This is a genomic window from Streptomyces sp. JNUCC 64 (genome assembly GCF_054484115.1).
In genome coordinates, this window is record NZ_CM137015.1 from 3,675,494 (window position 1) to 3,687,675 (window position 12,182).

Annotated in this window: 10 protein-coding genes; 7 read left to right on the forward strand and 3 right to left on the reverse strand. The window is 75.2% G+C overall.

Annotated features, from left to right (window positions below):
* Nucleotides 1–25: 25 nt before the first annotated feature.
* The 4 genes from ACVWNX_RS14950 (at nt 26) to lpdA (ending at nt 5,235) form a co-directional block, all read left to right on the forward strand.
* Complete coding sequence (locus tag ACVWNX_RS14950; RefSeq protein WP_454414418.1) at nt 26–901, forward strand: class I SAM-dependent methyltransferase; 876 nt, start codon at nt 26–28, stop codon at nt 899–901.
* Nucleotides 902–1,426: 525 nt separating this feature from the next.
* Nucleotides 1,427–2,833, forward strand: a complete 1,407-nt coding sequence (locus tag ACVWNX_RS14955; protein WP_454414775.1) for an MFS transporter — start codon at nt 1,427–1,429, stop codon at nt 2,831–2,833.
* Between the two features lie 247 nt (nt 2,834–3,080).
* Nucleotides 3,081–3,641 (forward strand): TIGR03618 family F420-dependent PPOX class oxidoreductase, encoded by a 561-nt coding sequence (locus ACVWNX_RS14960; RefSeq protein WP_454414419.1) that lies wholly within the window; start codon nt 3,081–3,083, stop codon nt 3,639–3,641.
* A gap of 181 nt (nt 3,642–3,822) precedes the next feature.
* The gene (lpdA, locus tag ACVWNX_RS14965; protein ID WP_454414420.1) at nt 3,823–5,235 is read left to right on the forward strand and encodes a dihydrolipoyl dehydrogenase; all 1,413 of its coding nucleotides are present in this window, start codon (nt 3,823–3,825) and stop codon (nt 5,233–5,235) included.
* A 243-nt stretch (nt 5,236–5,478) separates the two neighbouring features.
* Here the strand turns inward: lpdA and ACVWNX_RS14970 are convergent, their stop codons facing one another.
* The 3 genes from ACVWNX_RS14970 to ACVWNX_RS14980 all read right to left on the reverse strand — a co-directional run bounded on the left by ACVWNX_RS14970 (nt 5,479) and on the right by ACVWNX_RS14980 (nt 9,647).
* Nucleotides 5,479–7,845: a HelD family protein gene (locus tag ACVWNX_RS14970; RefSeq protein WP_454414421.1), complete on the reverse strand. Its 2,367-nt coding sequence runs from the start codon at nt 7,843–7,845 to the stop codon at nt 5,479–5,481.
* Between the two features lie 98 nt (nt 7,846–7,943).
* Complete coding sequence (locus ACVWNX_RS14975; RefSeq protein WP_454414776.1) at nt 7,944–8,594, reverse strand: TetR/AcrR family transcriptional regulator; 651 nt, start codon at nt 8,592–8,594, stop codon at nt 7,944–7,946.
* Nucleotides 8,595–8,969: 375 nt separating this feature from the next.
* Nucleotides 8,970–9,647 carry a TetR/AcrR family transcriptional regulator gene (locus ACVWNX_RS14980; protein ID WP_454414422.1) on the reverse strand — a complete coding sequence of 226 codons (678 nt, stop codon included), beginning with the start codon at nt 9,645–9,647 and terminating at the stop codon, nt 8,970–8,972.
* 141 nt (nt 9,648–9,788) lie between these two features.
* On the opposite strand from ACVWNX_RS14980, the gene ACVWNX_RS14985 reads away from it, so the two are divergent.
* The 3 genes from ACVWNX_RS14985 (at nt 9,789) to ACVWNX_RS14995 (ending at nt 12,159) form a co-directional block, all read left to right on the forward strand.
* A complete protein-coding gene (locus ACVWNX_RS14985) occupies nt 9,789–10,646 on the forward strand; it encodes a class I SAM-dependent methyltransferase (RefSeq protein ID WP_454414423.1) in 858 nt (285 codons plus the stop codon).
* Between the two features lie 61 nt (nt 10,647–10,707).
* Nucleotides 10,708–11,034 (forward strand): SPASM domain-containing protein, encoded by a 327-nt coding sequence (locus ACVWNX_RS14990; RefSeq protein WP_454414424.1) that lies wholly within the window; start codon nt 10,708–10,710, stop codon nt 11,032–11,034.
* A 193-nt stretch (nt 11,035–11,227) separates the two neighbouring features.
* Nucleotides 11,228–12,159 (forward strand): IS5 family transposase gene (locus ACVWNX_RS14995; protein ID WP_454414777.1). Its coding sequence is split into 2 segments (ribosomal slippage): nt 11,228–11,672 and nt 11,672–12,159, totalling 933 coding nucleotides; the frame shifts between segments, so codons are not numbered across the junction.
* Nucleotides 12,160–12,182: the final 23 nt, after the last annotated feature.

Below are 12,182 nucleotides of genomic sequence, written 5' to 3' on the forward strand. Positions count from 1 at the left end.
TTACCGAAGACGGAGGGGGGTCCTCATGGACCGCGACATTCGCAGCGCCGACGATGTGAACCGGCTTCTCGACGGACTGTTCGCCCCGTCCGCCGACCGGTGGACGACCCGGGCGGGCGACTGGTGGGACGGCTTCTACGCGGACCGCGACCGGCCCGTGCCGTTCTTCACGGAGAAGCCGGACGAGAGCCTGGCCGAGTGGCTCGCCCCGGGCGGCCCGGTCCCCACCCGGCCACCGAGCCCGCACCGCCCCGAGCGCACGACCCGCCCGGAACGCACGGTCCACCGGGAGGACCGGGCCCGGGCGGAGCCCACGACCCGCCAAGAGGGCGCGGACGGGCCCCTCGTCCGGCCCCGGGCGCTCGATCTGGGCTGCGGACCCGGCCGCAACGCCCTGCACCTCGCCGCGCGGGGTTTCGCGGTGGACGCCGTGGACCTCTCCCCCACCGCCGTCGCCTGGGCGGCGGAACGCGCCCGCGCGGCCGGAGCCGACATCCGGTTCCACACCGGCGACGCCTTCGCCCCGACCCCGACGGCACCCACTGCGCCCACGGCACCGAGCGGCCCCTACGACCTGATCGTCGACTCCGGCTGCTTCCACCATCTGCCGCCGCACCGCCGGATCGGCTACCTCGACCTGCTGGAACGGACGCTGGCCCCCGGCGGCCACTTCGCCCTCGTCTGCTTCGCGGCCGGGGCGATGGGCTCCGAACTCTCCGACCGCGAGCTGTACCGGGACGCCGGACCCCAGGGCGGGCTCGCCTACACGCCCGAGTCGCTGCGGTGGATCTTCTCCGGGCTGACGGAGGTCGCGTCCCGCCGGGTGCGCGACGAACCGCCGGACTCCCCGCACTTCGGCGAACCCTTCCTCTGGGCCGCGCTGTTCCGAAGGGAACGGTGAACCGCCGCCCTCGGGGAACGGCGAACCGCCCCCTGAAGGCCGGTACCGACGCGGAGGGCGGAGAGGAGCGGAAGGAGGCGGAGGCGGAGGCAGCGGCGGGCCCGGCGGCACGGCGGGATGCCGCCATGGACAGAAAGAGAGACCGAAACAAATAGTCTGCAACAAAACCATCTGCTACGGTCAATCTTGTCGTCGCATCCGGCACCCCGCCCCGGGGAGCCACCGTCCGACAGGAGACCCGGCATGTCCGCAGCACCCCGGCTCGCCCCCCACCCCGCTCCCCCGGCCAGCGCAACCAGCCCCTCCGCCACCACCAAGCCCGTCACCGGCAGCAACGCCACCACTGGCGCCACCAACGCCAGCACCAGCGCCAACACCGCCCCAGGACACCCGGACCGTCCGGACGGCCGCCCGGACCGCCCCCGCGACGGACGGGCGACCGCCCCGCCACCGGAACCCGGGGGCGCGCGCCGCCCCGGGCTTCCGCGCCGCTGGGCGCTCACCGCCGTCGCCGCGAGCCTGCTGATGACCGTCCTCGACGGCAGCATCGTCACCGTCGCGATGCCCGCGATGCAGCGCGACCTCGGGTTCACCCCGGCGGGCCTCAGCTGGATCGTGAACGCCTATCTGATCGCCTTCGGCGGACTGCTGCTGCTCGCCGGACGCCTCGGCGACCTCATCGGCCACCGCCGGATGTTCCTCGCCGGTACCGGGGTCTTCACCGCCGCCTCCGTGCTCGCCGGGTTCGCCACCGGGCCCGCCACCCTGGTCGCCGCGCGCTTCCTCCAGGGCGTCGGCAGCGCCATGGCCGCCGCCGTCGGCCTCGGCATCCTCGTCACGCTCTACCCCGCCCCCGCCGAACGGGCCCGCGCCATCGCGGTGTTCAGCTTCACCGGAGCGGCGGGCGCCTCCCTCGGCCAGGTGCTCGGCGGGGTCCTCACCGACGGGCTGTCCTGGCACTGGATCTTCTTCGTCAACCTGCCGATCGGGGCCGCCGTCCTCGCCCTCGCCGCCGCCGCGCTGCCCCGCGACCGGGGCGCCGGACTCTCCGCAGGGGCGGACGTGCCCGGCGGGCTCCTGGTCACCGCCGGCGTGATGACCGGCATCTACGGGGTCGTCCGGGCCGAGTCGGCGGGCTGGACCGCGCCCGCCCCGCTCGCGCTGACGGGACTCGGACTGCTGCTGCTCGCCGCGTTCGCCGTGCGCCAGGCCCGGGCCCGCAACCCGCTGCTGCCGCCGCGCGTGCTGCGCTCCCGCACCGTCGTCGGGGCCAACCTCGTCCAACTGCTCATGGTGGCCGCGCTGTTCGCGTTCCAGGTGCTCGTCGCCCTGTACCTCCAGAAGGTCCAGGGGTACGGCGCCCTGGACACCGGACTCGCGCTGCTCCCGGCCGCGTTGGTGACCGGCGCGGTGACCCTCGGCGTCTCGGCCCGGCTGAACGCCCGCTTCGGTGAGCGCCGGGTGCTGCTCGCGGGGCTGTCCCTGCTGGTCGTCCTGCTGGTCATGCTCGCCCGGCTGCCCGTCCACGCCGACTACCTCACCGACATCCTGCCGCTGATGCCGCTCACCGCCGGGTTCGGGCTGGCGCTGCCCGCGCTCACCTCGCTCGGGATGTCCGGGGCCCGCCCGGACGACGCCGGGATCACCTCCGGACTCTTCAACACCACCCAGCAGATCGGCGGAGCGCTCGGGGTCGCCGTCCTCGCCACCCTGGCGGCGGGCCGTGCGGAGGCCCTGACGGCGACGGGCACCACCCCGGCCGAGGCGCTGACCGAGGGCTACCGGCTGGCGTTCACCGTCGGCGCGGGGCTGCTGGTGACCGCGCTCGCCGTCGCCTGGGCGGTCCTGCGGACCCCCGCCGGAGCGGGGACGGGACCGGGCACCTCGCCCGACGACCGTCCCGCCGCCCCGGAACACGTCCACACCCTCTGACCCCAGCACAGCCGCTGACCCCACCGCGCCCGTCCCATACGCACCCGGCACCCCCACCGCGCCTCCGTCCCCACCACAACCCCACCGCACCCCCGTCCCCAACCCGTCCCGGCACCCGCACCCGCACCCGCACCCGCACCCGCACCCGCACCCGCACCCGCACCACCCTGCCCGTACCCCGCCCCGTCCCGCCCCGCCCCGCCCAAGTCCACGACCCACCCGCACGTCCACGCCCAGGAGGCACCCCATGACCACGCACCCCGCCCCCGCCAGCACCCCCGCCGAAGCCGCCCCCACCGGGGAAGGCGCCGAAGGGATCGCCGCCCCCGAGAAGGGGGCGGCCCCCCGGCGCCGGTCCGGCCCCCCGCCCCGGGTGCTCACCGACGCCGCGCTCTCCGACCTGCTCGCCGGGGCCCAGTTCGGGACGCTCGCCGCCGTCCGGTCAACCGGGCACCCCCACCTCTCGACCGTGTTGTACCGCTGGTCGCCCGAGGAGCGCGTCCTGCGGGTCTCCACCACCGCCGACCGGCTCAAGCCCCGGCTGCTGCGCCGCGACCCGCACGCCGCGCTGCACGTCCAGGGGCCGGACGTCTGGTCGTTCGCGGTGGCGGAGGGGACCGTCGAGGTGTCCGCGCCGACCGTCGAACCGGGCGACGCGGTCGGACGGGAACTCCTCGCGCTGACACCGGGGTTCGACGACCCCGCCGCCGAACGGGACTTCCTGGAGACGGCCGTCGAGGAGCGCCGGGTGGTGCTCCGGCTGCGGGTCGAACGGCTGTACGGGACCGCCCTGGACGTCACCGGCTGACCGGCCGTCGGCCGCCGCGCGCCACCTCCGCCAGGAGACGCCCTGGTCACCCGGACGGCGGGCACCGGAACCGTCCGCAGGAGGGTCCGGTCCGCCCCCCGGCGGGGGTGGTCCGGCTCGGCTCCGGACGGCCTTGGTGCGACCATCGAGGGGTACACCACCACAGGGCAGGGAGCACTCCATGACCACGGAAGTAGACCGCTTCGACGTCGTCGTCCTGGGCGCGGGACCCGGCGGGTACGTCGCCGCCATCCGGGCCGCCCAGCTCGGCAAGAAGGTGGCGGTCGTCGAGGAGAGGTACTGGGGCGGCGTCTGTCTGAACGTGGGCTGCATCCCCACCAAGGCCCTGCTGCGGAACGCCGAACTCGCCCACCTCTTCACCCACGAGGCCAAGACCTTCGGCATCAGGGTGGACGGCACGGTGTCGTTCGACTACGGGGAGGCGTTCCGCCGCAGCCGCCGGGTCGCGGACGGCCGGGTCAAGGGCGTCCACTACCTGATGAAGAAGAACGGCATCACCGAGATCGACGGGCGCGGCACCTTCACCGACCCGCACACCCTTGAGGTCACCGCCGCCGACGGCACCGTGCGGACCGTCGCCTTCGACCACTGCGTCATCGCCACCGGCGCCACCCCGAAGCTGCTGCCCGGCACCCGTCGCACCGAACGGGTCGTCACCTACGAGGAGCAGATCCTCGCGGAGGACGTGCCCGGGTCCATCGTGATCGCGGGCGCGGGCGCCATCGGCGTGGAGTTCGCGTACGTGCTGCACAACTACGGGGTGAAGGTGACGATCGTCGAGTTCCTCGACCGGATCGCCCCGCTGGAGGACGCCGACGTCTCCGCCGAACTGGCCCGCCAGTACCGCAAGCTGGGCATCGACGTGCTCACCTCCACCCGGGTCGACTCCATCGACGAGTCGGGCCCCGAGGTGCGGGTGACGGTCACCGGCAAGGACGGCTCGCAGCGGGTCCTCACCGCCGACAAGGTCCTCCAGGCGATCGGCTTCGCGCCGAACGTCACCGGGTACGGGCTGGAGGCCGCCGGGGTGCGGATCACCGAGCGCGGCGCGATCGACGTGGACGCCCGCTGCCGCACCTCGGTGCCGCACATCTTCGCGATCGGGGACGTCACCGCGAAGCTGATGCTGGCGCACGCGGCCGAGTCGATGGGCGTCATCGCGGCGGAGACCATCGCGGACGCGGAGACGATGGAACTCGACTACGCGATGATCCCGCGCGCCACCTACTGCCAGCCGCAGATCGCGAGCTTCGGCTACACCGAGGCGCAGGCCCGCGAGCTGGGGTACGACGTGAAGGTGGCGAAGTTCCCGTTCACGGCGAACGGGAAGTCGCACGGGCTCGGGGACACCGTCGGGTTCGTGAAGCTGATCAGCGACGCCCGGTACGGGGAACTGCTCGGCGGCCATCTGATCGGGCCGGACGTCACCGAGCTGCTGCCCGAGCTGACGCTGGCCCAGCAGTGGGACCTCACGGTGCACGAGGTCGCCCGCAACGTGCACGCCCACCCGACGCTGGGCGAGGCGGTCAAGGAGGCCGTGCACGGCCTCGCGGGACACATGATCAACTTCTGATCCACGACGGGACGGGCCCCCGGCCGCACGCACACGGACGCGCACGGACGTACGCGGACGTACGCGGACGGGGGCCCTGGCCCGTCACCCCGGCACCCGGCACCGCCGACGTGGTCCGGACGCGTCCGCGCGCGGACGGGGCCCGTGGACGCACCAGTGCGGGTCGCCGTCCCGACGATCCGCGCCCGCGCGCGGACGGGGGCCGGGGGCGAAGAAGGCCGGGCGAGCGCCGCCCGGCCGGTGTCACCCGAACGGCAGCGGGCGCTCGTGCAGGACCTCCAGCCGGCCGACCGCCCGGGTCAGCACCACGTACAGCCGGTGGGCGCCCCGGGCCTCGGCCTCCCGGACGGCGGCCGGTTCGACGGCGACGACGTGGTCGAACTCCAGCCCCTTCACCACCGTGGCGGGCAGCAGGACCGGCCCGGGGCCCGTCGGGTCCGGCTCCGGGGGCAGTCCCGCCGCCGTGAGCGCGACCCGCAGCCGGGGCACCTCCGCGTCCGCCGCGATCACCGCGAGGGACCCGGTCCCGGCGGCCCGCGCGGCCCGCACCGCCGCGACGACCGCGACGGCGGTGTCCGGCACCTGACGGACCATCAAGGTGCCGTCCCGGCGCGCCGACCGCAGCGGCGGCACGTCCACGTCCAGCTCGGACAGCAGCCGGCCGACGAACGCGGCCACCGCTTGCGGCATCCGGAACCCGCTGGTCAGGGCGGTCCGCCGGGCGTCGGGTCGGCCCAGGTGGGCGAGGGTCTCGGACCAGGAGCGGGCCGCCCACGGGGTGGTCCCCTGCGCCAGGTCGCCGAGGACCGTCAACGCGCCGCGCGGCACCCGGCGGGCGACGGCCCGGCACTCCATCGGGGACAGGTCCTGCGCCTCGTCCAGCACGACGTGCCCGTACCCGGCGGGCGGGGCGACCAGTCCGGAGAGTTCGTCCAGCAGCACCAGGTCCGCGTCCGTCCAGCGCGCCGAACGGTACGAGCGCGGGGGCGACTCCCAGCGCAGGGCCGCCCGTTCGGCGGGGTCGAGCAGCCCGTCCGCCGCCCGTTCCAGCTCCGGCGGTGACCCCAGCAGCCCGGCGAGCACCTCCTCGGGCACCACCTGGGGCCACACCGCGTCCAGGAACGCGGTGACCGGCCGGGACCGTTCCAGCCGCCGCGCCCACCCCTCGCCCCGGGGCCCGCCGCGCCGCTCGGCGGCCTCCCGCAGCAGCGCCACCGTCCGGGCCCGGACCCGCTCCCGGCCGGTGCCGTACGGGGGTTCCTCGTCGAGGACGTCCGCGACGAGGTCCCGGAGCCGGTCGGCGGGCACCCGCAGCCGGGCGGCGCCGTCCGGGACGACGAGCCCGTCCGGGACGGCCGCCCCGGGCCGCACCCGGGCGTACAGGGCGCGGCGCAGCACCTCCGCCATCCGGACGTCGTGCTTGACGAGGGCCGCCGCCGCGCCGTCCCGGGCCCGCGCCGGACGCCGGGCGACCAGGTCGGCGACGGTGAGCTGCGCGATGCCGTCCTCGCCGAGGGCGGGCAGCACCTGGGCGACGTACCGCAGGAAGGTCGGGTTGGGGCCGAGGACGAGCAGTCCGGCGCGGCTGATCCGGCGGGGGTGGGTGTAGAGCAGGTACGCGGCCCGGTGCAGCCCGACCGCCGTCTTGCCGGTGCCGGGGGCGCCCTGGACGCACAGCGACTCGTCGGGACCGGCGCGGACCAGGTCGTCCTGGTCGGGCTGGATGGTGGCGGCGATGTCCCGCATCGGGCCGGTGCGGGGGCGCCGCAGCTCGGCGGCGAGCAGCCCGTCCGGCTCCCCGGCGCCGGGCTCCCCGCCCCGGGGGTCCCCTCCTCTGGGCTCCCCGTGGTGGGGCTCCCCGCCTCGGGGGTCCCCGCTGCCGGGCGGGACGGGGCTGGACCGTCCCGGACCAGACGGCCCCGGACCGGACGGAACGGTGCCGAACGGGACGGTGCCGGACGGAACGGGACCCGGCGCGGCGGAGGGGTCCAGGTGCTCGTCCTCCAAGGCGGTCAGCTCCTCGGACCCGCCGGTGGCCCCGGGGGCCCAGCCGAACCGGCGGCGGACCGCGACGCCCCGGGGGTCGTCCGGGGTGGCCTGGTAGAACGCCCGCGCCACGGGGGCCCGCCAGTCCACCACCAGCGGCGGGGCGGTGGGGTCCTCGCTGATCCGCCCCCGCCCGATGTGGTACCGCTGCCCGGCGTGCCCGCCCGGGCCGTCAGGCCCGTCAGGCCCGTCAGGCCCGCCCGGGCCGCCCGGGCCGCCCGGTGCCCCCTCCCCCGTTTCCCCCTCCGTCCCGGGCGGGAGCGACTGCGCGGCGAAGTCGATACGTCCGAAGAAGAGCGGCCCTCCGGGGAGTTCGCGCATCCGACGGGCCCGGGTGCGCAGCGCTCGCCCCAGCACCTCGGCGTCGGCCCCGGAGGCGGAGACGTCCGCCCCGGTAACCACGTGCTCGTCGGCGTCCGCCGCCATCGCGGCGAGCGCGGCCCGGCAGCGGTCGTGGTGGGCCCGCTCCTCCCGGAGGGCCGGGGGAACGGGGACGGGGACGGAAGCGGGTGGGGGCGCGGGTACGGATGCGGGGGCGTCGGGCGCGGTGTCGGAACGCGGCATGGAACGACCCTAGCCGAAAAACTTAACTGGGTTACATTTTTTACTCGGTTCCGAACCCTCCGAGAAGTCCGGGAGGTCGGCGGGAGATCGGCGGGAGGTCAGCCCGAGACGCCCTCCGGACGGGCGTACCCGGGCAGTCCGTCGCCCAGCCGGGCGAAGGCGGCGTCCGCGTGGGCGAGGGCGTCCGGCCGCACCGACTCCGCGCTCTCCCCCGCCGCGATCCGCCGCCAGTTCTCCTGGGCAAGGACCCTCCGCACGGCGGTGATCTGCGCGGCGGCCAACCGGGCCGCCACCGGGACCGGGCCCTCGGGGGCGTCCGGCGCGAGGGCCCGCGCGAGCGACTCCTCGGCGCGCTCCAGGTACCCGTACAGCCGGGCGACGAGGGCGGGCGTCCCGTACAGCAGTCCGTGGAAGGCGAGCACGCCGGGCTCGTCGTTGAGACCGGTCACCGGGTCGCGGCGGTCGAGTGCGGCACGGAAGTCGCGGTGCAGCGCGGTCAGCGGGGCGAGCCCCTCGGCACGGGCCCGCGTCACCGTCCGGGCCGCCTCGTCCTGATGGTCGGCGAACCGGTGCAGGACCAGGTCCTCCTTGGCCGGGAAGTACCGGAAGAGCGTGGGCTTGGAGATCCCGGCCGCCGCCGCGACCTCCGCGACGGAGACCGCGTCGAACCCCCGCTCCAGGAACAGCCCGATCGCCGTGTCGGACACCTCCCGGTACATCCGCAGCCGCTTGCGCTCCCGCAACCCCATCACGACACCCGTACCGCCCGGACCGTCGGCGTCGCCCGTACCGCCCGGACCGTCGGCGTCGCCCGTACCGCCCGGACCTCCGACGCCACCCGCACCGCCCGTGGCACCCGTACCGTTCCCGTTCTCACCGCTCACGGCGACGAGCCTAGGCCGTCCCCTGCCGGACCGGCCCGGACCGTCGAGCGGGCCGACCGCGCGACGCCCGCGAGACGGAGAGGGGGAGCCCACCCGGTGAGGCGCCTCCCGGACCCCGTCCGACCCCGTCCGACCCCGTCCGACCCCGTCCGACCCGGAGGCGCCCCGGACGACGGCTATGCGACGGGCGGAGCGGGACGGAGCGATCACGGACTCGCGGCACCAGACGGCCCCACCGGCTCAGCGGGCCGACGACTCCCCGCCGTCCACCGACACGGGACCGTCCACCGGCACAGAAGCATCCGACACGGGGCCGCCCCCCGCCCCAGAACCGTTCACCAACGCGGCCACCAGCCGCGCCATGAGGAGCCGGGGAGCGGGGGCGGAGGCGCCCGGCCCGCTCGTCATCAGCAGATGGTGCGCGGTGCCGACGAGGGCGAGGGCCGCGAGGTCCGGGGCGACGCCCTCCGGCACCCGGCCCAGTCGCCGCTCGGCCGTCAGATAGGCGGCGACGGCCTCCTCGATCGCGCCGAAGCCCGGGGCCCCGCCCGCCAGCGCCTCCCGCACCAGCAGGGCGCTGGCGGCACGGCTCATGGCCAGGCCCGAGAGGGCCAGACCGCCGGAGTCGAGCAGCGGAAGGACCACCGCGTCGAGGTTGCCCGTCACCGTGCCCCGCCCGGCGAGCGGGGCCAGCTCCCGTGCCTTCTCCGCCGCCCGGGCGAGCCAGTCGAGGCACAGCTCGGCCACGAACGCGTCGAGCCCCGCGAAGTGCGTGTGCAGCATCCCCTTGGCGCAGCCCGCCTCGGTGGTGACGGCGCGACTGGTGAGCGCGCCGGGCCCGTCCCGCTCCACGACGCGCTCGGCCGCCGCGAACAGCCGCTCGCGCACGTCCGGCGTCGCCACTCCGCGCGGTGACATCAGGCCCCTCCTCCGGTCCGGGCCGCCGCTCTCCCGAGGGGGGCGGCCCAGGTCGATGATAAGCGGGCTTGCCGGTTTGGGCGAGCGCCCATACTGTTTGGGCAAGCGCCCATCATTCTTCGCTCCCCCTAGGAGGCACCCGTGCCGGGCATCGTCAACACCGAGCAGGCGCAAGCGTGGAACGGCCCGGAGGGCTCCTACTGGGCCCGCCACCAGGACCGTTGGAACGCCGTGAACGAGGGCTTCGACGAACCGCTGCTCGACGCCGCCGGGATCGCCGCCGACCACCGGGTCCTCGACCTCGGCTGCGGCGCCGGGCAGACCACCCGGCTGGCCGCGCTCCGGGCTCCCCGGGGGCAGGCGCTCGGGCTGGACCTGTCCGGTCCGATGCTGGAGGCGGCGCGGTCCCGCGCCGCGTGGGAGGGCATCGCCAACGTCTCCTTCGTCCGGGGCGACACCCAGACGCACCCCTTCGAGGAGGGCGCGTTCGACGCGGCGGTCAGCCGCTACGGGGTGATGTTCTTCGCCGACCCGGTCGCGGCCTTCGGCAACGTCCGCCGGGCGCTGCGGCCCGGCGGACGGCTGGCGTTCGTCTGTCCGGCGGACGGCGCCCTCAACGACTGGGTCACGACGGTGACGTCAGCACTGGGCGGCTTCCTGCCCGTCGACGGCTTCGGACGGCCGGGACCGCCCGGGATGTTCTCCCTGGCCGCGCCGGACCGCGTCCGCGAGGTCCTCACCACGGCGGGGTTCACCGACGTGGGCGTCGACGGAATCCGGGCGCACGGGACGTGGGGGCGCGACGCCGGGGACGCGGCGGAGTTCCTCCTGGGCACCGGCCCCGGCCGCCATCTGATGGAGACGTCCGACGAGCCCACCCGGGACCGCGCCCGGCGCGCCCTGACGGACCGTCTGCGCGCCCATGAGACGGCGGACGGCACGGTCCGACTGCTCAGCACGTCCTGGCTGGTCACGGCGGTCCGCCCAGCCGGGGGCTAGACACCTCCCGGGCCGGGCGGGCAGGTTCGGCCATAGTGACGGCCAGTCCGATACGTCCGGCATGACGCGGTTGTCGCGGGGGTATCGCCCGGTGTGGATCGGTTCCTGGTCCGTCTCACTCGGGGTCCGGCGGATCGGCACGGACCGGCTGCGCCAGGTCGGCCGGGGCGTGCGTGAGCGCACGCCCGACACCTCCCAGCTCTGCGGCCACTGCGTCTCCGGGGTGATCGCCGTGTCCCCCGACGGCTCGGTCTGGCCGTGCGTGTTCTCCCGCTGGGTGCCCGTCGGGAACGTGTTGAACGCCGCCCTGGTCGATATCCTGGCCGGCCCCGGGGCCCAGCGGGTGCGGGGGAGGAGCTGGCGGCCGACTTCGCCGCCCGCGCGGTGACCACGGCGGACGGGAACCCTTCTCAGCCGTGCGACCCGCGATGCGGGCCGTCGTGCGGACCGGCCTGCAACCCCTCCTGCTGGCCCACCGGGGCGGGCCCCTGCACCCCGAACAGGGGCTGCCAGCCGAACTACGACTAGGACTTGTCCGGCCGATCATGTGACTACCTCGCGTCCGAGTCGTTGATGTGGACATGGGGCGGGGTGATCTGAGTGATGCCGAGTGGGAACGGCTGCGGCCGTTCCTGCCGGTCAGCAACAGGCGTTGTGGCAGGTGGCGGGACCACCGGCAGGTGATCGACGGGATTCTGCACCGGGTGCGGACCGGCGTGCAGTGGCGTGACCTGCCCGAACGGTTCGGCCCGTGGAAGACCGTCTACGAACGCCACCGCCTGTGGTCGGCGGACGGAACCTGGGAACGCCTGCTCCAGCAGGTCCAGGCCGAGGCCGACGCGGCAGGGGAGATCGACTGGGACATCTCGGTCGACTCCACCATCGTTCGGGCTCACCAGCACGCCGCCGGTGCCCGTACCGAAGCATCACCGGTGCCCGCTTCAAAAGGGGGCGCGGCGGCAGAACACCAGGGCGAAACGGCGTGGCAGAGCCTTCACGCCCGTCTGGTGGAGGTGGTGCTGGCGGTGAGGGCCTGGGCCGCTCGCGGGGCGGGTTCACCACCAAGCTCCACCTGAGCGCGGACGGCCGCTGCCGCCCGCTGTCCCTGATCGTGACGCCAGGACAGCGGGCGGACTGCACCCAGTTCAAGCCTGTGCTGGAGAAGATTCGCGTGCCCCGACCCGGGCCGGGACGGCCCCGGAAGAAGCCGGACAGCCTGGCCGCGGACAAGGCTTACAGCAACGGCCCGTGCCGTGAGTATCTGAGGCGCCGGGGTATCCGTCACGCGATTCCGGAGAAGACCGACAGCCAGGCCGCCCGCCTGCGCAAAAGGTCACGCGGCGGACGGCCACCCGGCTTCGACGAAGAGCGGTACAAGAAGCGCAACACCGTTGAACGGGCTATCAACCGGCTCAAGAACGCCAGAGCAGTGGCCACCCGCTACGACAAACGAGGCTATGTCTACCTCGGCACCGCAACCGCCGCAGCCCTCACCATCTGGCTCCGAACATGATCGGCCGGACAAGTCCTAGGAGC

Coding starts and splice junctions, on each gene's coding strand:
- ACVWNX_RS14950 (WP_454414418.1), top strand. CDS start 26: ATGGACCGCGACATTCGCAGCGCCGACGATGTGAACCGGCTTCTCGAC.
- ACVWNX_RS14955 (WP_454414775.1), top strand. CDS start 1,427: ATGACCGTCCTCGACGGCAGCATCGTCACCGTCGCGATGCCCGCGATG.
- ACVWNX_RS14960 (WP_454414419.1), top strand. CDS start 3,081: ATGACCACGCACCCCGCCCCCGCCAGCACCCCCGCCGAAGCCGCCCCC.
- lpdA (WP_454414420.1), top strand. CDS start 3,823: ATGACCACGGAAGTAGACCGCTTCGACGTCGTCGTCCTGGGCGCGGGA.
- ACVWNX_RS14970 (WP_454414421.1), bottom strand. CDS start 7,845: ATGCCGCGTTCCGACACCGCGCCCGACGCCCCCGCATCCGTACCCGCG.
- ACVWNX_RS14975 (WP_454414776.1), bottom strand. CDS start 8,594: ATGGGGTTGCGGGAGCGCAAGCGGCTGCGGATGTACCGGGAGGTGTCC.
- ACVWNX_RS14980 (WP_454414422.1), bottom strand. CDS start 9,647: ATGTCACCGCGCGGAGTGGCGACGCCGGACGTGCGCGAGCGGCTGTTC.
- ACVWNX_RS14990 (WP_454414424.1), top strand. CDS start 10,708: ATGACGCGGTTGTCGCGGGGGTATCGCCCGGTGTGGATCGGTTCCTGG.